Source organism: Bacillus sp. GbtcB14 (genome assembly GCF_019091205.1).
Taxonomy (GTDB): domain Bacteria; phylum Bacillota; class Bacilli; order Bacillales; family Bacillaceae_G; genus Bacillus_A; species Bacillus_A cereus_AG.
Genome location: NZ_JAGXJT010000002.1, coordinates 390119 through 412899, shown reverse-complemented (window position 1 = coordinate 412899; position 22781 = coordinate 390119). Strand labels below are relative to the sequence as shown.

The window sequence follows — 22781 nt, the reverse complement described above, 5'->3', positions numbered from 1 at the left end:
AAGATAATGAATATTGCAAAGTTAATTGACCATACAATTTTAAAAGCTAATACTACAAAAGAAGATGTTATGAAAGTAATCGAAGAAGCAAAGGAATATAAATTCGCTTCTGTTTGTATTAATCCTACATGGGTAAAGCTAGCTGCTGAAGAATTAGCTGGACATGATGTAGATGTTTGTACTGTAATCGGTTTCCCATTAGGAGCAAGTACGACTGAAACAAAAGCATTCGAAACAAAAGATGCTATCGCAAAAGGTGCAACTGAAGTTGATATGGTAATCAACGTAGGTGCATTAAAAGATGGTGACAATGAGTTCGTTGAAAAAGATATTTATGAAGTAGTACAAGCAGCAAAAGGAAAAGCTCTTGTAAAAGTAATCATTGAAACTTGCCTATTAACAGATGAAGAGAAAGTACGCGCTTGTGAATTATCAGTAAAAGCTGGTGCTGACTTCGTAAAAACTTCAACTGGATTCTCAACTGGCGGAGCAACTGCTGAAGATATCGCATTAATGCGCAAAACAGTAGGACCAAACGTTGGTGTAAAAGCATCTGGTGGCGTTCGTACACGTGAAGATGCAGACAAAATGGTGGCTGCTGGAGCTTCTCGCGTTGGAGCAAGTGCTAGTGTTGCAATCGTATTAAACGATGCAAAAGGTGCTACAGATAACTACTAATCATTAATGAAGTCAAAAGCAATAGATACACAAAGTAAAGTGTATCTATTGCTTTAACAACTTTCAAAAAATGTAAGCGGATACGAATGGGAGGAGACGGCTTATGAAATACTTAATTGGTATTTTTGGCCTCGTATTGATTTTAGGTATCGCTTGGCTTGCTAGTAATAATAGAAAGAAAGTCAAATATCGCCCAATCATAACGATGGTTATATTACAATTCATTTTGGGGTTTTTATTATTAAATACAAGTGTGGGGAACATATTAATTAGCGGAATAGCAGATGGTTTTGGAGAGCTATTAAAATATGCCGCTGACGGTGTGAATTTCGTATTTGGTGGATTAGTAAATCAAAAAGAGTTTTCATTCTTTTTAAGTGTATTAATGCCAATCGTATTTATATCAGCTTTAATAGGTATTTTGCAACATATTAAAGTATTACCTATTATTGTGAAATCTATCGGTCTAGCATTAAGTAAAGTAAATGGAATGGGAAAACTAGAATCATATAATGCTGTTGCTTCTGCGATTTTAGGACAATCTGAAGTGTTTATTTCAGTTAAGAAACAATTAGGATTATTGCCAGAGAAAAGAATGTATACATTATGTGCATCTGCAATGTCTACTGTTTCAATGTCTATCGTTGGATCATATATGGTGTTATTAAAACCACAATATGTTGTAACCGCTTTAGTGCTTAACTTATTCGGTGGTTTTATTATCGCTTCTATTATTAACCCTTATGAAGTTACTGAAGAAGAAGATATGTTAGAAGTACAAGAGGAAGAGAAAAAGACCTTCTTTGAAGTATTAGGAGAATACATTATAGACGGATTTAAAGTTGCGATTACAGTGGCAGCTATGTTAGTTGGTTTCGTTGCTCTTATCGCATTCATTAATGCAGTATTTAAAGGTGTAATCGGTATTTCATTCCAAGAAATTCTTGGTTATGTATTTGCACCATTTGCATTTATTATGGGTGTACCTTGGCATGAAGCAGTTAACGCCGGAAATATTATGGCAACGAAATTAGTATCAAATGAATTTGTCGCTATGACAGATTTAGCACAAGGAAACTTTAATTTCTCAGATAGAACGACAGCGATTATATCTGTATTCTTAGTTTCATTTGCAAACTTCTCTTCAATTGGAATTATTGCAGGGGCAGTTAAGAGCTTAAATGAAAAGCAAGGGAATGTAGTCGCAAGATTCGGCTTGAAATTACTTTTCGGTGCAACATTAGTAAGTTTCTTATCCGCAACAATCGTGGGCTTATTATTTTAATAGATTCATATCATATAAAAAGGAATGGTGATTGTAATGAGAATGGTAGATATTATTGCGAAAAAACGTGACGGCAAAGAATTAACGACTGAAGAAATCAAATTCTTTATTAATGGATATACAGATGGAAGTATTCCTGATTATCAAGTGAGTGCACTTGCAATGGCAATCTTCTTTAAAGATATGACAGATCGTGAGCGTGCAGATTTAACGATGGCAATGGTTGAATCGGGAGAAACGATCGACTTATCAGCAATTGAAGGAATTAAAGTAGACAAACATTCAACTGGCGGCGTTGGTGATACAACAACTTTAGTATTAGGACCATTAGTAGCTGCTTTAGACGTACCAGTAGCCAAAATGTCTGGTCGTGGTTTAGGACATACAGGTGGAACAATTGATAAATTAGAAGCGGTAGAAGGATTCCACGTTGAAATTACGAAAGAGCAGTTCATTGATATTGTAAACCGTGACAAAGTAGCTGTTATTGGACAAACAGGAAACTTAACACCTGCAGATAAAAAGATTTATGCATTACGCGATGTAACAGGAACAGTAAACTCAATTCCTCTAATCGCAAGTTCAATTATGAGTAAAAAAATTGCAGCTGGTGCTGACGCAATCGTACTTGATGTAAAAACAGGTGCTGGCGCATTTATGAAAACAGAAGAAGATGCAAAAGAATTAGCACATGCAATGGTACGTATCGGAAATAATGTAGGACGTCAAACTATGGCTGTTATTTCAGATATGTCACAACCTCTTGGATTCGCGATTGGTAATGCTCTAGAAGTGAAAGAAGCGATTGATACGTTAAAAGGTGAAGGTCCAGAAGATTTAACAGAATTAGTACTCGTATTAGGAAGTCAAATGGTCGTACTTGCGAAAAAAGCAAATACATTAGAAGAAGCTCGTGAAATGCTAATTGAAGTTATGAAAAACGGAAAAGCAACTGAGAAGTTTAAAGAGTTCTTAAGCAATCAAGGCGGAGATAGCTCAATTGTAGACAATCCAGAAAAAATGCCACAGGCGAAGTATGTAATTGATGTACCTGCTAAAACTTCAGGTGTTATTTCAAACATTGTTGCAGATGAAATCGGTATCGCTGCTATGCTACTTGGTGCTGGTCGTGCAACAAAAGAAGATGAAATCGATTTAGCGGTAGGATTAATGTTACGTAAAAAAGTGGGCGATGCAGTAAAAGAAGGCGAGCCGTTCGTAACGATTTATGCAAATCGCGAAAATGTAGAAGATGTAAAAGCTAAAATTTATGAAAACATTTCTATCGCTGAAACAGCAGTGGCTCCTAAATTAGTTCATACAGTTATTACTGACTAATTATCATTACATTTACTTTGAGGGGGAAATAATATGGATAAGAAAAAATATATTGAAGAAGCAAATAAGATGTTATCGAAAGCATATATTCCGTATTCTAAATTTCCTGTTGGTGCAGCATTAGTTACGAAAGAAGGTAAAATCTATACTGGTTGTAATATAGAAAACGCTTCTTACGGTTTATGTAACTGTGCAGAAAGAACAGCAATATTTAAAGCAGTATCAGAAGGTGAACGCGATTTTAGTTACTTGGTTATTACAGGCGAAACGGATGGACCAATTTCACCATGTGGTGCTTGTAGACAAGTGATAGCTGAATTCTGTGAACCAAAAATGCCAGTTTTACTAACGAATGTAAAAGGCGATGAAAAAGAAGTGACTGTTGAGCAATTACTTCCAGGCGCTTTCTCAATAGAAGATTTAAAATAAATTGAAAAGCCATTCCACAAATATGAATTGTGGAATGGCTTTTTTATTTTTGAAAGTTGAATGTAATATTTTGTTCATATTCTGTTCATAAACTTTGCTTAAAATAATTGCAGCGAATATAGAAAGTTTACAACAGGAGGAATAGAATGAAGAGATTATATAATACGGCATTCATTTACTTAATTATTGGTCTATTATCAGGAGTATTTGCAAGAGAGTATACGAAAGCACAAGGAATTAAAGGGTCCACAATGTTGCAATTGGTGCATACACATGTATTAGTGCTCGGTTTCGTATTCTTTTTAATTGCTTTAGCTTTATGTAAAGTGTTTCATGTACAAGAAACAAAGAGTTTTTGTGCATGGTTTGTTGTTTATAATGTAGGATTAATTTTTACTATTGCTACAATGTTATGGAGAGGTCTTCTACAAGTAAATGGAACTGACTTTAACGGTTTAAGCCATATGGCTGGATTAGGTCATGTTATTATAAGTATCGGGCTCGTTTGGTTTATGATTTTGCTCAAAAAGTCTGTTAAATAGATAGGAGTGGGGAGAGTATGATAGCACTTTTATCAAGTATTGTAGCGGTTTGTATGGCTGTTGGTGTCATGTTTCTGCGCTTTAAAGCAGCGAAAAAACCGGTAACGAAAAAGAAAATTATATTACCGCCAATTTTTATGAGTACTGGTGCAATGATGTACTTCTTACCGGAGTTTCGATTAACATCGTTAGAAATAGTAGAGGCAATTAGTGTAGGACTTATTTTTTCTATATTTCTAATTAAAACAACTAAGCTCGAAATAAGGGCCGAGCATATATTTATGAAACCGTCAAAAGCATTCATATTTATTTTAGTCGGATTATTGGTTGTACGAGTAGCGTTAAAATCATATTTAAGTCAATCAATTGATTTAGCACAGTTAAGCGGAATGTTTTTCTTACTCGCATTTGCGATGATTGTATCGTGGAGAATTGCGATGTATCGCTCGTTTACTAAATTAGAAAAGACAATAAAAAGAGCTGGAATTTCTATATAGGAAATCCAGCTCTTTTTAGGTTTTATTGAAATTCTTTAGCGCGGAACTCATTTGCTTAATTTTAAACGTATTTGAGCATCTTGTAATGCCGCTGGTGTAACGTTAAGACCATGTTGATCAACAATTTTTGTATTTAATAAAATGGAATCTAAGCTTCCACGAAATGTTTGTGTATAGTTTTGACGCAACATTTGTTGTTCTTGTTTTTCATCAACTGTTAATCCAGATGCTTTTTCTTTTTTTGATAATTCATTAATACGGAATAAAATGTTTTTCATTTGTTTTCACCTCTAGTTAGATTTAATTACATTAGTTACTTATTAATGTATAGTAATTGTAACGTATCTTTTAATAAGTGTCAATGCCTGTAAATACTCCTTGTTTTGTAAGTGTATGGGATGAGAAAGAATGAAGGTAACTACTAATACTGAATTTCGTGTGGATCAGTTTATGTTGGATAACTGGTTATGAACAATTAGCAGTTATTCCACCAATATTAGTTGTCGTGTATGAATCACTTCAAAAGCCGATGTACAATGAAAGAATGGCTTTTAAACAAATAGTAGTACTAACTATATCGGCAACTGTTGGAACGGTATTGTATTTTGCAATTGGTTCATGGATTATAGTTACATTATTAAATATGATATTGATGCTAATTTTATTAAAAATCGTTGGTGTACGTATTCCGGTAGCGTATGCATTTCCATTATTGCCGCTCGTATTTCCAGATGAAATGATAAAAATGTTACCAGTAGCTTCATTTGTTGCAGGGGTATTTTTATTTGGTGCAGTACTACTGTATAGAAAGTGGGAGATGAAGCAAAAGGGCATGCAAATGTAGAGAAGAAAATACAATCTCTAGTTAGCATAATAAATAGACACCCGCGGGTGTCTATTTTCATTAAATGAGATTTAGCTTAACTCATTTAAGTAATTAACAAGTTCTGTAGCTTTAGAAAAGAATGGTGAATGATCAGCTTCCAAAGTAATTATTTTCGTGCAAGGGGTCTCTGTATTCATTCGGCGCTGAAAATCAATCGAAATCGCTCTATCTAGAGTTGTTTCGATATAAATCCGATTTATAGTTCCAAAATTCTCTTCTGATATTTTTAGCTCTTGTTGGAACGGTCCTAGTGGTTGAGGACGCATTTGATTAAAAGATGATTCTTTAATAGAACCGTCTTCTGTAGCATTTAAAAATGTTTGTTCAATCAACTCTGGTATAAGTTCTGCAGTCAAGTCATTCTCATTTATAGAGAATTGTGGTCCGTTTTCTCCATTTAATTTACTACCAAGACTTTCTCCGTTTTGTGGTAAGAATGCACAAAGATATACTAATTTATCGATTTTATTTGGTATAAGTTCAGCGGTTTGCGTGATCACAATTCCACCCATACTATGTCCAACAAGAATAACTTTTTCGTTTTGTTGATTTATAGTAGCTGTTACTGCATTAACATAGGAATCTAACGTTATATTTTGGGAGGGAGTCATATCTTTCCCGCTTCCAGGTAAGTCTAGTGTAATAACAGTGTGACCTAAAGCCTCAAGCTGAGGTTTTACTAATTCCCATGCCCATTCACCTTGCCATGCTCCATGTACTAAAACGTAAGTACTCATTTAATCAACACTCCTCTAATGTTTATATGGTTATTTTTTCGTAATATTGATGATGTATAATTAGTTTATATGAAGTGAGTTGATAAATATAATGAAGCTTATTTATAGATGATATAAATATTTTTTATATAAGGAGAACAGAATGAACGTTTTTGATTTTAAAGTTTTTAAATACGTGGCTCGTTTGAATAGTATTAGTTTAGCTGCTAAGGAATTACATATGACACAGCCGGCTATAACTCATATCATAAACAAATTAGAGAAACGATATGCTTTAACTTTATTTGATCGCTCTAGACAAGGAACTCTTTTAACTGAAAATGGAAAAGAATTTTTAGTTTGTGTAGATCGACTTCTAATCGAGTATGAAAATCTTGAAGAAACAGCTTTAAAATTGAAAAATAAAAGCCTGTATAAGATTGTATTAGCTACTTATCCGTCAGTTACAGTATATTGTTTGGCTGAGTGTATCGAATTAGGTAATTTTGATCACAGTCAGTATGTGCTTGCAGTTCGAGAGGGAAGCTATCAAGAAGTTTTAGATTGGTTGTCTTCTGGAAGTGCAGATTTTTCTATTTCTATAAAAGAAAATTTGATACAAGGATTTCATTATGATGTCATTGGTGAAGATCCGTATGTTATGGTTTCTTCAAAGTTTGTTCCATCTAATCTTACTATTAAAGAGTTGAAAAATTATCCTTTCATTATGCCGCTTTCTGGTTGTAAAGAAGTACTTGAACCATATTTGATGAAAAATGAAATAGTAGTTAATAAAGTAATGGAATCAGAGACTATTAGTTCAGCATTAGCACTTGCTTTACAGGTTAACGGTATAACAATTGTTCCAGTATCAGGACTACATAAGCAAATTATTAATGATTTCATTGTGCAACCGATAGAAATTAGAATTCCACGACAACTTATTATGCAGTGGTCACCTAAAAAAGAGAATGATCCACTGTTTCTGGCGTTTGTTATGAATTTACTAAGCCAACTACAACAAAAGAAAAAATGAATAAATAAAATGATACAAAAGGTAAGCTCATTTCACTGTAGCTTACTTTTTGTAAGTATTACCAATATAGAGTAGTATCATAAAGGCCAATTAAAATGAGTAATATCCCTGCTATAAGCTGAATGTTTTTTCCTACTTTCCGGCTCTTTTTAAGTAGTGCCCCATTTAATCCAAGGTAGGAGATGATAAACATTAATATAACGATAGGGAGAGCAGTTCCTATCGAAAAGAATGTTGGAAACAAGTATCCATAATTATATGAGAAAGATAAAGGAATTAGCGTTCCGAAAAATAGAACGAACATAGTCGGACAGAAAGCTAAGGAAAAGAAGAATCCAAGTAAAAATGAGCCCACTTCATTTTGTTTTCGTATAAATTTGATCGAGAAGAAATTTCTGCTCTTTATAATACCTGCCAACATTAGCCCCATTAAAATTAATAAAGGTCCAATTATTTTTCGTAACGACGGGAAGTGCAAAGTTAATATTTGCTGAATCTCTTTTCCTAAAAACCACACGAATAGTCCAAGTGTTGTAAAAGCTATTATTTTTCCTAAAATGAATAACAATATATGTTTCCATGCATGTCCTTTTTGTAAAGATTGATTGCCATAAAGTGTAATAGCACTAATATTTCCTGTTAATTGGCAAGGAGCAAGGGTACCTACTACGCCTAATAAAAACGCAAATAAAAGAGGTACTGATTTCGTAGCATTCGCGACATCCATTAAAGGAGACATGAGTTGATAGCTCCATTCACTAATTGTTGAAAACAAGTTATATTCACCCTTCTAATTAAATTGGAATGCTCCCTCTTTCGTAATCTGCTTCCACGTTTTACCCTCATCTGTAGAAAGGAACAAATTTGCTTTCAGTGTAGCAAATACTATTTCAGCTGAATTTTGAGGGTTTTGTGATATGTACATAATTGCATCTTTAGCATCTAAAGATGGAGTTTGTATATTTGTCTCTTCATTTGTAGCAATTGATTTCTTCGTTATGATTTGTTTATTGATAGGGGCGTAAATAACATCTTCATTACTTAATGTAACTGCTGTCGATTCAAGTGATGTAGAGAATAGTTCAAATGTATTTCCGTAATCTGTAGATAAGTAAACACCGTCTTTAGTACTTACCGCGACTACACTAACTTGATCCGGATGTACGGAAAAGGAATGCATCGTACTTGAAAGACCTTTTAACTTACTATTTCTCCAATCTTGTCCGTTGTTTGTACTGAAATAAAAACCTTGTTGTAATTTAGAATTTGGACGCTCATTGTATAAATAAATTGCTTCCGTATTGTATCCGACAGCAAGGTTATGAAAATCAGATTCTCCATAGAACGCTAGCTTTTCAAGGGTATTACCGCCATCAGAGCTTTTCATTAACCCTAAAGGATTTTTTAAATTTGCACCTCGTTCAGGATGTCCGCTGGCAAAAAATCCATTTTTCGTTGCCTGAAAGCCCATATAATCGTGTAACTGTGTAGTAGTCTCAAACCATTTTCCATTTTGATAAACTTTTATACCATTATGAGTTGCGATAGAAATACCCGGCATATTTCCTGCATAGCCAATTCCGTGAATGTGCGCGATTTTTCCGGATGCAATTTCTTTATAGAAGTTGGATGGTACTGCAGTTGCAGTTTCTTTATTTTTCGGTTGAGATTGAACCGTTTCTTTTTTCAATGGTGCTGTTTCGGCGTTGCTAGAACATCCTGAAATTATGAATAAAGAAGTAATTGTTAATCCTTTTGCCACATAATGCTTCAAATTTGTAGGCTCCTTTCCTATATATGAGATTTTAAGTATATGGAATAAATGTCAAGAAATTGTGGAGTGGTATGCATAATTAAGTTTGAAAGGGGCCCTAATAATGAAAATTTTTCTTTCTCTATGAGTACTATTAATTGACGAAAAATTATAACAATAATAGAATGAATTGTATTGGATAATTAGATTTACAAGCATACATAGAACGCTAGGGGGATTATTATGAAATCAACATTTTTTGCTCAAAATAGAGAACGATTAGTAAACACATTACCGGATGAATCTATTACTATTTTATTTGCTGGACAAGCACCTCATATGTCAGCGGATGCACATTATAAATTTGTGCCGAATCGAAATTTTTACTATGTAACAGGGATCGATGAACCAAATATTATTTTCATGTTGAAGAAGTTTGGAAATAGTGTAGAAGAAACACTTTTTATTGAAAAATCAGATCCAGTAATGGAAAAATGGGTCGGTAAAACAGTTTCTAACGAAGAAGCAGAGAAAATTTCAGGTATAAAGAAAGTTGTATATTTAGATAGCTTTGAAAAGACAATGTCAAATATACTTTTTACAGAAAATGTGAAGCATCTATATTTAGATTTAGAGCGTCGTGAGTGGAATGGTACGGAGACAAAAACGCTAGCATTTTCTAAACATGTAAGAGAACAGTATCCACACGTTTTAATTGGTAATGTATATCCGAATATTTGTGAATTACGAGTGTTTAAAACAGAAGAAGAAGTTGAAATCATTAAAGAAGCAATTGCTGTAACGAAAGAGGGTATTTACAACGTACTTAAGCATGCAAAAGCTGACATGATGGAGTATGAGTTAGAAGCTCAGTTTGATTTCACACTGAAATCATCTGGCATTAAGCATCATGCGTTCAATACAATTTTGGCAAGTGGAAAAAATGCTACAGTTCTTCATTATGAAGATAATGATGCACAAATTCAAAATGGTGATTTAGTACTGCTAGATTTAGGCGCTCAAAAAGACTACTATAATGCTGATATTAGTTATACTTTCCCGGCAAATGGAACATTCTCTAGTCGCCAAAAACAAATGTATAATATTGTATTAAAAGCATTGAAAGAAACAACGAAACTCATTAAGCCAGGAGTAAAGTTTGCTGCATTAAATGAGCATACAAAAAAGGTACTAGCAGAAGAGTGTAAAGCAATTGGTTTAATTCAGGAAGACGAAGAGTTATCAAAATACTATTATCACGGTGTCAGCCATTTCCTTGGTTTAGATACGCATGATGTAGGAACATATAAAGAGAGAGTGTTAGAAGAAGGTATGGTTATAACAATTGAACCTGGTCTTTATATTGAAGAAGAATCAATTGGAATTCGTATTGAAGATGACATTCTTGTAACGAAAGATGGGTATGAAAACTTATCGAAAGATATTATTAGAGAAGTTGAAGAGATTGAAGGGTTTATGAGCGTATATAATGAAAATGTAAAGGAAATCCATAGTGTTTCAAACTAACAGTGGATAAGGAAAGGCACTCAATTTTGAGTGTCTTTCTTTTTTTAAAGATCTAAAACAGTGGAGGTTTCGATTGTGATGCTCAAAAATACTATAGGTTTCACGATTATGAGAAGTTCAATATTTTATCCCGAAAAATCCTGATTGGTGAGGGTTGATTAAAGATTTACTTTATATGATTAAATACTATAGAAAAACATTAATGTAAAAAATAACTAATTTTATATAATGCAAAGGAGTTTCAAAATATATAGGAATCTCGTAGTATCATTTTATTATTATTAAATTTTATAAATACATAAGACAATTATTGAGAAAAAAGATAGATATAGAATACTCGGAAAATAAGAATTATAATAAAAAACAGGCGTAGTAAACTGAAATTTCAGAATAAAACGTCTAATAAAAATGAAGGGGGAACTATAATTATGAAAAAAGAGTGGATTGCTTTAAAAACTGAATGGATTGCACTTTAATGGATAAATCATAGGGGAGTTATTTTAACTCCCCTATGATTTATAAAAAATGAACTGAAAGGTAGGAAAAAATGATATGAATATAATGCAAAAAATTTATCCAGAACATCCTATGTTATGGAATTTTTTATACCCTTTTTTTGGGGAGGATAGTGTTGAAAATGCTCAAAGTAGAGTTGAAAATATGTTGCGGAAAACAGAGGTAAGTCAGAAAAAAGGAAAAACAGCATTATACCTTCATATACCTTTTTGTGATACTATTTGCTCATTTTGTCCATTTATTAAATCTACAAAGTATGAACCTATAATTGGAGAGTATGTAGAATGTCTTATTAAAGAGATGGAATTATTATCCTCATCTCCTGTCATTCAAGCTTTAACATTCGATGTTATTTTTGTTGGTGGAGGAACGCCCTCTGTACTTACTCCTACTTTAATAGAAAAGTTAACAACAGCAATTAATAAAAATTTCAGGTTGTCACCTGACTATGAGTGGACGTTTGAATGTGAGGCAAAAACAGCAGATGAAGAAAGAATTGCAGCAATGGCAGCTGGGGGAGCAAATCGTGGAAGTTTTGGAGTACAAACTTTGAACCCTAAATATAGAAAGTTATTTAATTTAACTTCAAGTTATGAACAGATACAACATACTGTTGAGACAATGAAGCGATATTTTAAAAGCTATAATTTAGATTTGTTATATCAGTTACCCGGACAGAGTGAAAAAGAACTTATAGATGACTTAAATGCAGTAATGGAATTGGGAACAACTAGTATAGATGCCTATCCTTTAGAATACATTGCATGTTCAAAAGGGTGGTTAAACAAAATAACAAAAGGTAGTATTCCAAGGCCTCCTACTCCTGCAGAAAAAATTAAATATAATCGTATAACATATAATCATTTTAGAAATAGTGGTTGGAATCAAAAGTATGTATATACATTTATGGCACCTGGACATGAAGAAAAGAGGTTTAAATATGGAGAGATTATTTATGGTGGATATGAGGACCAGTGTATAGGATTAGGAACTGGAGCCGTGACATATATGCAAGGTATTACATGGGCAAATGAGGGGAACACACAAAAATATATAGAACAAATCAAGGAGCAAGGATTAGCCGTTGCAAAATCACGTTTATATCATGCGTATGATAGAAGATTTATATTTTTCCCGAAAACAATGAGATTAGAGAAACATTATATAGAGGAAATGCCAGAAAAAGATAAAATAATTGCTAAATTAAATTCTCTCGTACACTTAGAGGTAGTCATTGAAGAGAAAGATTGTTATATTTTGAAAGAGGAAGCAAAACCTTGGTATCCTGCTATACTAGTAGATTTAATTCCTGCAAACGAAAAAGTATATTTTGATAAAAGTGTAAATGGACTACAGAAACAATTGAATTGGTACGAACCAGTTGGAGTGGAAGTTTAGTGAATACAAATAAAGTTGATAAATATGTATTGTGGAGGGACAAGAATTTCCTACTATTACTATTTGGACAAAATTTATCAGCCTTTGGAGACTGGTTCCGCACAGTTGCGACAATTGGTTTAATTTATAAATTAACAGGAGACGCTACACATATAAGTTTATTATTTATTTGTTCAATTCTGCCTACAATAGTTGTTTCAATGGTTTTCAGTCCGATTATTGACAGATTTTCCCGACGTTTACTTATGATTATTGCAGATATTGCTCGTTTATGTATTGGAATTGGGTTTGTAATAGTTGTTTCGACTAATGTGTCTCCATATTTTTTATATTTACTTCTTATTATTAATGGATCATTTTCAGGCTTGTACTTACCAGCACGTTCATCGTTTATTCCTGAAGTGATACCTCAACAAAGTTTAACGCGCGCAAATAGTATCCTTACTACAAGTTTTAGCGCAGTTATGCTTATTTCTACGGGAGTCGGTGGACTCGTTACAGAGATATTATCTATTAAAATGATTTATTTTATTGATGCATTTACATTTTTAATCTCTGCAGTTTGTCTTATGTTTATAAAGATTAGTGAAAAAATTGAGTCAAGTAAGGTCAAAGATTCTTACTTTAAACAAGTCTCTGAAGGACTATTAGAAATTAAAAACATGCCTGTATTAAAAAGTGCAATATGGGTACTAGTTGCAAGAGAATTTGCATTAGGGATCGTATACGTTATTTTTAGTTTATATATCTTAGAATTTTTTAATGCAGGTAATTTTGGATTAGGTCTTGGACACATGGCTAGCGGTTTAGGACAAATCATTGGTGGTGCGACGCTAGTAGCTTTTTTTAAGAAAAAAGAATTTACTTTAGTATATTACCGTAAATGGATTACTTTAGCTTTATTAATTTTGGGTGGATTACATTGTCTTTCTTATCAACAAGATAACTTTATATTATTTTTGATTGTAGTTGTATTAGCTAATTTATGGTATGGGCCTATCGAAGTTTTAAGTTCAACTAGTATTATGACTTACGTAAACCCTGAAGTTCGAGGGCGAGTTTTTGCATCATCGATTGCTTTATCAAGAATTTCGTATATTTTAGCGTTTATTTTAATGATGTTTATAGGAGATTTAGTTTCTATTCCTACGATTGCTTTTGGAATAGGAGGCTTTATAATTATTGCAAGTCTTATAAATAATAAAATTTTATCTAGGACCCGATTTGAAAATGAACAACAAAGATCAGAGGTAACATCTACATCATAGTTAGTTTGGAGGTTGAATATGAAATTACAGAATCTTACGCGAAGAGAAATAATTACATCATTGCAAACAACTTTGAAGAATTTAGATGAATTGGTTCAAGGAATGCCTGAACAAGTTTTACTCAAAACACGTTTAGTAGGAGGTTGGAATACCTCTGAAATTATCGGTCACTTATATGATACTGAAGAGGTGTGGGGGAAGAGAATTAAAGATACCTTTTCTCAAAATGTTCCTATTTTAGAATCTTATAATCCAGAAGAATACGTATTAGTGAGAAATTACAAAGAATATAAAAGAGAAGAGATATTGTGTTTAATTTCTAGATTTAAAGTATTAAGAGAAAAAACAATTTCTTTGTTAGATGAACTAGATAATTGGGATAAAGTGGCGATGCATAAAGAAGAGGGTAAGATATCTATTAAATACATGGCAGAAGTTCTAGCGTTACATGAACAGCATCATTTGAATCAAATTGAAGAGTTAGCTATAATAACAAAGGAGGGAAATGTTAAATGAAGTATGTAGATTTGATGATTCCTGAATTATATTTGTATACAAAATATCTAGTTTATGTACAAAAGGATGCCAAAAGTTCTGAAAAAAAATTAGAAAAAGCCAATTGCATATTAGCAAAGTAAGATGTTTGTTTTTTTTATAAAGTTAATAAAAGTGTAAACAACTGTGACTGAATAATGTACTTTTAGGCAACCACCAATAATATATGATAGGGTGAAAAAAACGAAGTTTGTAACTAGGCTTCGTTTTTGTTTATTTATGGTATGAATTATTATCCTTTTTAATTATAGCAATCTAGGGTCATACCTTTGGTAATAAAAGAGTGGCCTGAATTTTTGTTATATAATATTCGTGGTCAATGAAAAATTATTAAGTTTTGAAGATGTAAAAGATTTAAAGGGTATTTTAAATTAATGTACGGAATTTAAAGGAGAATTAGATATAAGTAAATTTCTTGAAAATACATTTAGAGAATTTGAAATAAAAGATAACACGTTAAAACTATACTATTCATTATTACAATGGTAATTAAAGTTTCTGTCTCTAAAAGAAGATGGTTAACAGTTAATTTAGGTATTTTAATCTATGTATGTTTTTCAGGGCGCACTGCATTGTTTGAAAGGATGTTATAAGTATGAATTCATCGAATTTAGAAATGATAGATTAAGAACTAAAAGGTGGATAATCTTTAAAGTGATAATTAGAGTTATACCAAGTGTAAAGTTTTAATCTGGATTAAGTAATATATAACTCAACCTATTGTGAAGCCATAAAGAATAAGCGTATAATATTATAGGTCTCCCATTTGCGAGACAAACCGCGAATGATAAATAAGATTGTTGTTTTATCATCGCCTCTAAACAGATAGACAATGAAAGTAACACTGGAATACAGATAGGGAGTTATAAAATGAAATTAATTATTGCCGAGAAACCAGATCAAGGTTTGGCTCTTGTTTCACAATTTAAATATCGCCGGAAAGATGGCTATTTAGAAGTGGAAGCGAATGAGTTATTTCCAAATGGAGCGTACTGTACATGGGCAATTGGTCATTTGACGCAGTTATGTAATCCAGAGCATTATCACGCGGAGTGGAAAAAATGGTCACTTAATACGTTACCGATGATTCCAGAGCGTTTTCAATTTGAAGTAACAAAATCAAAGTATAAGCAATTTAACGTTGTGAAACAGCTGTTACATAATCCGGGGGTAACAGAAATTATTCACGCGGGCGATGCTGGGCGTGAAGGGGAATTAATCGTACGAAACATTATTAATCTTTGTAACGTGCAAAAGCCGATGAAGCGTCTTTGGATTTCATCTTTAACGAAACAAGCTATATACCAAGGGTTTAAAAATTTACTAGATGAAGCAGATACAATCAATACGTACTATGAGGCATATACAAGGTCATGTGCGGACTGGGTCGTTGGTATGAATGCATCGCGTGTCTTTAGTATTTTGCTAAAGAAAAAAGGAATGAACGATGTATTTTCAGCTGGTCGTGTACAAACACCGACACTTGCATTAATCGTAAAGCGTGAGAAAGAAATTGAAAACTTTAAGTCTGAGCCGTTTTGGGAAGTGTTCGCAACCTTTAATATAGAAGGAAAGAAGTATGAGGGGAAATGGGAGAAGGATAGTGAATCCCGCTTACAAGACTCTGATATGGCAAATAAAATTGCGGCATTTTGCCAAGGGAAACCGGCTGTAGTAAAAGAAATGAAAACGGAGCGTAAAGAGTTTCAGCCACCGTTTTTATTTAATTTATCAGCACTGCAAGCGACAGCGAATAAAGCTTTTAAATTTTCACCGAAAAAGACGCTTGATATAACACAAGCATTATATCAAAAAGGAATTGTCTCTTATCCTCGTTCAGATTCAAACTATGTTACTCAAGGAGAAGCAGCGACGTTCCCTGATATTTTACAGAAGTTAAGTCAGTTTGATGAATATAAAGGTTTATTACCAGCTCCAGTTGAATCGATTATGAACAATAAGCGTTATGTGAATGAAAAAAAAGTTACAGATCACTACGCAATTATACCGACAGAGCAAGTTACAAATCCAAGCAAACTATCAGGTGATGAAAAGAAAATTTACGATATGATCGTAAGAAGACTGATTGCGGCGCATTATGAAGTAGCAATCTTTGACTACACAACGATTACAACTCTTGTAGATGAACGTGCTGAATTCATTTCAAAAGGAAAACAGCAAATTCAAGAAGGTTGGCGTAAAGTTATTTTCCAAGATGATAAAGATGACGAAACAATTCTTCCAATTGTCGCAGAAGGTGAACAAGGAAAAGTTGTAAAGGTGAAAGTGAAAGAAGGAAAAACACAGCCGCCGAAGCGTTATACAGAAGGACAACTTATTACGTTAATGAAAACAGCGGGTAAGTATTTAGAGAATGAAGAGCTGGAGAAAGTATTAAAGAAAACAGAAGGACTAGGTACTGAGGCAACGCGTGCAGGTATTATTACGATGCTGAAAGACCGTAAATATATAGATGTGCAGAAGAACCAAGTGTACGCAACCGATAAAGGAAAAGTATTAATTACCGCAATCGGAGACAAAATACTAGCTTCACCAGAAATGACAGCGAAATGGGAGCAGCGCCTTGCAGAAATCGGGGAAGGCACAGCATCCCCAGCTACATTTATGGAACAAACGAAAAAGCTATCAGCTAAAATTATTGAAGATGCAGTGGAAATGTCGGAGAAATGGGATTTCACTGGATTACATGTTGAATCGATTGAGCGAAAAGGATCGAAATTTACAACAGGTAAAAAGGTTGGTAGTTGTAAAAAATGTGATGGAGATGTGATTGATAAGTCAACGTTTTACGGTTGTTCCAACTACAACACGACACAATGTGATTTTACCATCTCAAAGAAGATATTAAGCAAAACAATTTCGCAAAAGAATATGACAAAGCTCTTAAAAGGTGAAAAGACCGATTTAATTAAAGGTTTTAAAAAGGGCGAGAAAACGTTTGATGCGAAGTTAGAGTGGAAAGATAATAAGATGAATTTTGTGTTTGAGAATTAAGTTGTTTCAACAAATAAAAAAAATATGATAATTAAACTGTATCCTATAGAATAGACACTTAAAAAAGTCTATACTATAGGATATTTTTTTTGAATAAGTAGTACTATATATTTTTATTTGAAATGAAATATACAATAAAAAAATCTTTATAATTGATAATTTTTTATTGTAAAACAATAAATTTTGTATTAAAATCAATATCATAATAAATCAGTGAGATGCTTTTTATAGAAAGGTAACAACGCTGTTTTTTATTAGAGGAGGTAAAACTATGAACAATCACAATTTGATTATTGAAAATATGGATAACCCTCATGAGTTGGAGAGAATGTATAGAAAAGACCCGAAAGCTTTTAAAAAGTCATTCTCACAAGCATGGGATGAAAACCCTGATTCTCAGGTGCTAGCTGCTTGGTATGAAAGGTTGCATTTCAAGGGAAAGACAAATGCAGAAAAAATATCACTGTTTCAAAAAGGTTTCTTATTCATGGGCATGTTAGCTATTTTAGCTGGGCTAAGCACTAGAATCATTTTCCACTTTGTCGAGCAGGAAGCAATTGCTCCAATTAACATAGCTTTTGGTGTAATGCCCTTTATCGCTGCTTATTTTATTTACAATAATACTCCGAAAAAAAGTATTATTTATTTCCTGGCAGCGTTGTTCCTAATTGCCGGGTTGTATCTTAATATGTTGCCATTAAATTATAAAGACAGCAGTATCCTTGCGTATTTACATCTTCCTATATTGTTATGGCTCTTATTGGGACTTGCGTTTACGGGAAATGAATATTCAAAAGGTAGTACAAGATTAGCGTATATTAAGTTTAATTTAGAATATGGTCTTCTCTACGCGAGTATGGCAGTGAGCGGAATGATACTAGCAGTATTAACCATGCGTTTATTTAGCTTTGTTGACTTGGATATAGGAGAGTTCTATTTTAGTAATGTTGTTTTATTTGGAGCTGCCGCTCTCGCTGTAGTGGCTGCATACTTAGTATCATTAAATCTTAAACTTGCTAAAAATATTACACCATACATATCTAAAATTTTTAGTCCACTTGTCTTAATCACATTGTTTATCTATCTTATAACGGTAATGTGGGTCGGGAAAAATCCATTCTTGGACCGCAATTTCTTAATGGCCTTCAACGGAATACTCCTTGGTGTATTGGCTGTTACTATATTTTCTATCGTTGAGAGTGATTCAGACGAGAAAAAGAGCATTTCAGATTATATAAATTTTGCCTTAATTGTTCTGGCACTTATTATTGACACTGTCGCATTGTCAGCCATCGTATTCAGACTTTCTTCTTACGGGATTACACCTAATAGACTTGCTGTTTTAGGCGTAAACATACTGATCTGGGCAAATCTCATTTGGATTATGTTTTCTTATATGCGTTTCTTGCAAAACAAATCAGGACCGACAGCTATTCAAGATGCCGTTACGAAGTATTTGCCAATCTACGGACTTTGGGCAGCGGTTGTTATATTTACTTTTCCTATAATTTTTAATTAGAAAGGTTTTATTAACGTAACGACAAAATTGTTAAAAGAGGATGATAGGTGTCATCTTCTTTTAACTGTATAGAAAAACATATTGAAATTATTTTGATGTAAAATACAAGAAATTTAGATAATTAAATAAAAACTTCTTATTAAGAGAGGTGGAGGGACTGGCCCTTCGAAGCCTCAGCAACCTAATGTTAAATAAAGGTGCTAAATCCTGTAGGATCTAAAAGTCCTAATAGATAAGAATTCGGTTATAAGAAAACCTTCTTCTTATTTTGAAGAAGGTTTTTTGTCATATAAATAGAGAATTAGAAAGGTGGTGATACAGAAGCGAAAGAATTAAAGAAAATATAGAAGAAGAAACCGGAGGGCGTAGTGAATAATCAAGTTGAAAGTTTAAAAGAGGATAGCACTAGTGATAGTATTTGGAGCAATAAAGTTTTTTCGTATTTTTTCTTAGCAAGTTGCACTTCTTTGATAGGCAATTCAATGGTTACGCTCGTTTTACCGTTATGGGTAATGAAATTAACGAATTCTCCAATACTTGTTTCTGGAGTAAACATTGCAATAGCAACGACTACGATTCTGTTTGCGCCTGTGACAGGAACGTTAGCAGATCGAATGTCGAGAAGAAAGCTTATGATAATTGCGGATGTTATGAGATGTATCGTTATGATTTTAATTGCAGTTATAGCATTTTATAATAAAATGCTATACATTCCGTTACTAATTTTACTTATAATACGTTCAATGGGGAGTTCCTTATTTACACCAGCTTCAAATGCAGCATTAGTAACATATGTGGAAGAAAAGCATGTTCAACAAGCGATTACGCTGAGGCAAATATCAATACAAATCATATCGGTTACCATTCCTTTAATAGCGAGTTTTTTAATTAGTATTTTTAGTTTTCATGGAGTATTTGTATTAGATTCACTCACATTCTTTATATCTTTTTTAATTTTAATGAACATCAAATTTCCACGTGAATTGAAAGTAGAAAAGAAAAAGCCTTTTTACGAAGACTTTAAAGAGGGTTTCTCCATATTTAATAGTAATCAATCATTGAAAACATTGCTTATGAGCGCTGCGGTTATTAATTTACTTGGAGCGGCGTGTATGCTTTCACTACAAGTAATAGTTGTTAGAGAAATGGACCTTTCTACGGGATGGTATAGTATAGTTTTTGCGGCATCACCGATAGGGATTTTAATAGGAGCATTTATTACTAAAAAGATTCGTAAATATAAAACGATTACGACTGCTTTTATATGTACTGCTATCATGGGGATTTTTAATGCTGCAATGGGTACGACGTTAAATCCGGTATTATTTTCAGTTTATTATTTTTTATCAGGAATTGCATTTGGAGTGAGTAATGTATATTTTGGAGTACTGTATAGAAAATTAATTCCAAATGAAGTGCAAGGGAGATTTTTTGGTTTTTTAAGTTCGTTATTATTAGTATCAACTCCAGTTGGAATTGCAATAACAGGATATTCATTAGAGTCAATTTCAGCTTCTATTCTATTTATTATAATTGGTATTATTACGTTTTTAGTTTCGGTTATTTCATTTGTAATGATAAATAAGAAATAAGTGTTGTATGAGATTTTTCAAAAATAAAAAACGTCCTAAAGTAGGACGTTTTTTTATGTATATTGCTGTTTTTTCTTAATAAGTAACAACACTTGTGAAACACAAGCAAGTACTGGCAGTTCAATCAATGGTCCAATAACGAGTGCAAGTGCAATAAGAGGCTCGTCAGGAAAAGCTGTTACAGCGATAGCGAGTGCAACAGGAGAGTTTCTGGCTAATGTTGTTAAGTTTAGGCTTACTGTATCGTTATAAGATAAACGCATCATGCGTCCGATAAATTGTCCTAGTACAAAATTAATGATGAAAAACAATAGAACAGGAATGAGTAATAGTAAAACGACATTCATATTTTGTAGTAAATATTTACCTTGTGATGCAAACATCGCTACGATTGCTAAACTTAAAAATACAATTTGAGCAGAGCTGAAAAATGGAATGAGTTTATTCTCGAGTGTTTCAGTTTTTTTCAGTTTATTCATAATGAACTTTGTAGCGTGTGCAAGTACAAATGGTAAGACGATTACGATAACAATGCTTTCTACTAAAACAGAAACCGCTACAGTCTTCATGACACCAGCAAATAAAAATAAATAAATGGGAAGGAGTAGTACTTGCAATATTAAATTTACAGGCAAAATAGCAGTAGAAAGTGCTACATTTCCTTTCGCTATTTCAGTAAAGATTAAGTACCAATCTGTACATGGAGTAACCATTAACATAATAAATCCAACCCAAAGTGCTGGGTGATCTGAAAGAAATAGTGCTCCTAACCCCCAAGCGAGTAAAGGTGTCCATACAAAATTAATAGTAAGGCTCGTCCCAGCGAATTTTAAATTACGGAATCCATTTTTTATTTCTTTCAATGGAATGCTGAGGAATAATCCATACAGCATGAAAAATAAGAATGGGACAATAAAGTGCTCTGAATACATATGTATCAAATTAAATTGTCCGAGTACGATGCCGCATGTAACAGCAAAAAGAATAATAAAAGTTTGAATTTTTTCTATAGTGCTCATGAGTAAATCCTTTCTAAATATGAATTGCCCTCTCTACATCCATTATACAAACAATAAAGTTACAATGGGTATTTTAATTGTATTGCAGTTTTTGTTTTTAATTCGAGATATTATTTTTTATTTAAAGTTACTTGACTAAAGTAAGTAACTGTATTACAATCACTTACATAAGGTAATTAAATAACAAAAAGTTTTTTTATGTTTGTACTTAAGGTATCTATTGGAACTTTTTATTAGAATAAGAATTTTTATGATGATGAATAATGAATATGATAAGAAAGTTTAGGTGAATAAAATGGGATTATTTAGCTCGTTATTTGGTAAAAAAGAAGAAAATACAAAAGTAGAGGGGAATAAAACAATGTCAAAAGTATTATTTGTAAAAGCAAACGATCGTCCAGCGGAGCAAGCAGTTAGTTCAAGAATGTATGAAACATTTGTAAGTGCTTATAGAGAAGCGAATCCAAATACAGAAATTACGGAGTTAGATTTATTCGCATTAGATCTTCCGTATTACGGAAATATCGCTATTTCAGGTGGATACAAACGTAGTCAAGGAATGGGGTTAACAGCAGAAGAAGAGAAGGCTGTAGCTACGGTAGATCAATATTTAAATCAATTTTTAGAAGCTGATAAAGTTGTATTTGCCTTTCCACTATGGAACTTCACAGTCCCAGCGCCATTAATTACGTATATTTCATATTTATCTCAAGCTGGAAAAACGTTTAAATATACAGCAAATGGCCCAGAAGGTTTAGCTGGTGATAAGAAAGTCGTTGTATTAGGTGCACGTGGTTCAGATTACTCTTCAGAACAAATGGCTCCTATGGAAATGGCCGTTAATTATGTAACGAATGTGCTTGGGTTCTGGGGAATTACAAATCCAGAGACTGTTGTAATTGAAGGGCACAATCAATATCCAGATCGTTCACAACAAATTGTTGAAGAAGGTTTAGAGAACGTTAAAAAAGTAGCGGCAAAATTTTAATTGATAGTAAATGTAAAAAACCAACATGGATGACCATGTTGGTTTTTTAGTCTATTTCTATGTTAAAAAATGTATATTTATAAAATAAAAGAAAAGTTTGAAAATAGTATTGCAAAATATTATATTTCAAACTATAATGAGTTCAAGAATAGTTGATACTTAAATTAAATATTCAGAAAATTCAATTAGTTAAAAATGGAAATGAGATAAAAGGATTGGAATGG

Annotated in this window: 21 protein-coding genes, 1 pseudogene and 1 riboswitch; of the genes and pseudogenes, 17 read left to right on the top strand and 5 right to left on the bottom strand. The window is 32.9% G+C overall.

Annotated features, from left to right (window positions below; all coding sequences use genetic code 11):
* The first annotated feature begins 6 nt into the window (after window positions 1-6).
* The 6 genes from deoC to KVT31_RS07035 all read left to right on the top strand — a co-directional run bounded on the left by deoC (window position 7) and on the right by KVT31_RS07035 (window position 4769).
* A complete protein-coding gene (deoC, locus tag KVT31_RS07060; RefSeq protein WP_001017444.1) occupies window positions 7-678 on the top strand; it encodes a deoxyribose-phosphate aldolase in 672 nt (223 codons plus the stop codon).
* A gap of 103 nt (window positions 679-781) precedes the next feature.
* Window positions 782-1963: a NupC/NupG family nucleoside CNT transporter gene (locus KVT31_RS07055; protein ID WP_000876173.1), complete on the top strand. Its 1182-nt coding sequence runs from the start codon at window positions 782-784 to the stop codon at window positions 1961-1963.
* 36 nt (window positions 1964-1999) lie between these two features.
* On the top strand, window positions 2000-3301 hold the full coding sequence (locus KVT31_RS07050; protein ID WP_001983022.1) for a pyrimidine-nucleoside phosphorylase: 1302 nt from the start codon (window positions 2000-2002) through the stop codon (window positions 3299-3301).
* Window positions 3302-3334: 33 nt separating this feature from the next.
* The gene (locus KVT31_RS07045) at window positions 3335-3730 is read left to right on the top strand and encodes a cytidine deaminase (protein WP_000358539.1); all 396 of its coding nucleotides are present in this window, start codon (window positions 3335-3337) and stop codon (window positions 3728-3730) included.
* A gap of 146 nt (window positions 3731-3876) precedes the next feature.
* Window positions 3877-4272 carry a DUF2871 domain-containing protein gene (locus tag KVT31_RS07040; RefSeq protein ID WP_088096015.1) on the top strand — a complete coding sequence of 132 codons (396 nt, stop codon included), beginning with the start codon at window positions 3877-3879 and terminating at the stop codon, window positions 4270-4272.
* A gap of 17 nt (window positions 4273-4289) precedes the next feature.
* The gene (locus KVT31_RS07035) at window positions 4290-4769 is read left to right on the top strand and encodes a CcdC family protein (protein WP_088096016.1); all 480 of its coding nucleotides are present in this window, start codon (window positions 4290-4292) and stop codon (window positions 4767-4769) included.
* Window positions 4770-4816: 47 nt separating this feature from the next.
* Here KVT31_RS07035 and KVT31_RS07030 read toward each other — a convergent pair whose 3' ends face one another.
* A complete protein-coding gene (locus tag KVT31_RS07030) occupies window positions 4817-5047 on the bottom strand; it encodes a DUF896 domain-containing protein (RefSeq protein ID WP_063224254.1) in 231 nt (76 codons plus the stop codon).
* A gap of 143 nt (window positions 5048-5190) precedes the next feature.
* On the opposite strand from KVT31_RS07030, the pseudogene KVT31_RS07025 reads away from it, so the two are divergent.
* Window positions 5191-5613: pseudogene (locus KVT31_RS07025) on the top strand (hypothetical protein); the annotation flags it as partial.
* A gap of 71 nt (window positions 5614-5684) precedes the next feature.
* On the opposite strand, the gene KVT31_RS07020 reads toward KVT31_RS07025, so the two are convergent.
* Entirely contained in the window at window positions 5685-6392 is a 708-nt protein-coding gene (locus tag KVT31_RS07020) for an alpha/beta fold hydrolase (RefSeq protein ID WP_088096017.1), read from the bottom strand.
* A 142-nt stretch (window positions 6393-6534) separates the two neighbouring features.
* On the opposite strand from KVT31_RS07020, the gene KVT31_RS07015 reads away from it, so the two are divergent.
* On the top strand, window positions 6535-7407 hold the full coding sequence (locus KVT31_RS07015) for a LysR family transcriptional regulator (RefSeq protein ID WP_088096018.1): 873 nt from the start codon (window positions 6535-6537) through the stop codon (window positions 7405-7407).
* A gap of 58 nt (window positions 7408-7465) precedes the next feature.
* Here the strand turns inward: KVT31_RS07015 and KVT31_RS07010 are convergent, their stop codons facing one another.
* Both KVT31_RS07010 and KVT31_RS07005 read right to left on the bottom strand, forming a co-directional pair.
* Window positions 7466-8182 carry an urease accessory protein UreH domain-containing protein gene (locus KVT31_RS07010; protein WP_226545430.1) on the bottom strand — a complete coding sequence of 239 codons (717 nt, stop codon included), beginning with the start codon at window positions 8180-8182 and terminating at the stop codon, window positions 7466-7468.
* Between the two features lie 15 nt (window positions 8183-8197).
* Window positions 8198-9181: a F510_1955 family glycosylhydrolase gene (locus tag KVT31_RS07005; protein WP_088096020.1), complete on the bottom strand. Its 984-nt coding sequence runs from the start codon at window positions 9179-9181 to the stop codon at window positions 8198-8200.
* 222 nt (window positions 9182-9403) lie between these two features.
* Here KVT31_RS07005 and KVT31_RS07000 point away from each other — a divergent pair, with 222 nt between their 5' ends.
* From KVT31_RS07000 to KVT31_RS06970, 8 genes are all read left to right on the top strand, one after another.
* Window positions 9404-10687, top strand: a complete 1284-nt coding sequence (locus KVT31_RS07000; RefSeq protein WP_088096021.1) for an aminopeptidase P family protein — start codon at window positions 9404-9406, stop codon at window positions 10685-10687.
* 552 nt (window positions 10688-11239) lie between these two features.
* On the top strand, window positions 11240-12601 hold the full coding sequence (locus tag KVT31_RS06995; protein ID WP_226545428.1) for a coproporphyrinogen-III oxidase family protein: 1362 nt from the start codon (window positions 11240-11242) through the stop codon (window positions 12599-12601).
* On the top strand, window positions 12571-13869 hold the full coding sequence (locus tag KVT31_RS06990) for an MFS transporter (protein WP_226545427.1): 1299 nt from the start codon (window positions 12571-12573) through the stop codon (window positions 13867-13869). The genes KVT31_RS06995 and KVT31_RS06990 overlap by 31 nt, the downstream gene beginning before the upstream one ends.
* An 18-nt stretch (window positions 13870-13887) precedes the next feature.
* Window positions 13888-14385 (top strand): DinB family protein, encoded by a 498-nt coding sequence (locus KVT31_RS06985; RefSeq protein WP_088096023.1) that lies wholly within the window; start codon window positions 13888-13890, stop codon window positions 14383-14385.
* Window positions 14382-14507 (top strand): hypothetical protein, encoded by a 126-nt coding sequence (locus KVT31_RS30575; RefSeq protein ID WP_255260282.1) that lies wholly within the window; start codon window positions 14382-14384, stop codon window positions 14505-14507. The genes KVT31_RS06985 and KVT31_RS30575 overlap by 4 nt, the downstream gene beginning before the upstream one ends.
* Window positions 14508-15294: 787 nt before the next feature.
* Window positions 15295-17439: a DNA topoisomerase III gene (gene topB / locus KVT31_RS06980; RefSeq protein ID WP_088096024.1), complete on the top strand. Its 2145-nt coding sequence runs from the start codon at window positions 15295-15297 to the stop codon at window positions 17437-17439.
* A gap of 271 nt (window positions 17440-17710) precedes the next feature.
* Entirely contained in the window at window positions 17711-18958 is a 1248-nt protein-coding gene (locus KVT31_RS06975; protein ID WP_088096025.1) for a DUF4153 domain-containing protein, read from the top strand.
* Between the two features lie 133 nt (window positions 18959-19091).
* Window positions 19092-19197: riboswitch (SAM riboswitch) on the top strand.
* Between the two features lie 129 nt (window positions 19198-19326).
* A complete protein-coding gene (locus KVT31_RS06970) occupies window positions 19327-20550 on the top strand; it encodes an MFS transporter (protein ID WP_088096026.1) in 1224 nt (407 codons plus the stop codon).
* Window positions 20551-20603: 53 nt separating this feature from the next.
* Here KVT31_RS06970 and KVT31_RS06965 read toward each other — a convergent pair whose 3' ends face one another.
* Window positions 20604-21569, bottom strand: a complete 966-nt coding sequence (locus KVT31_RS06965; protein WP_088096027.1) for an arsenic resistance protein — start codon at window positions 21567-21569, stop codon at window positions 20604-20606.
* 295 nt (window positions 21570-21864) lie between these two features.
* On the opposite strand from KVT31_RS06965, the gene KVT31_RS06960 reads away from it, so the two are divergent.
* Entirely contained in the window at window positions 21865-22557 is a 693-nt protein-coding gene (locus KVT31_RS06960; protein WP_088096028.1) for an FMN-dependent NADH-azoreductase, read from the top strand.
* The last annotated feature ends 224 nt before the right edge of the window (window positions 22558-22781 follow it).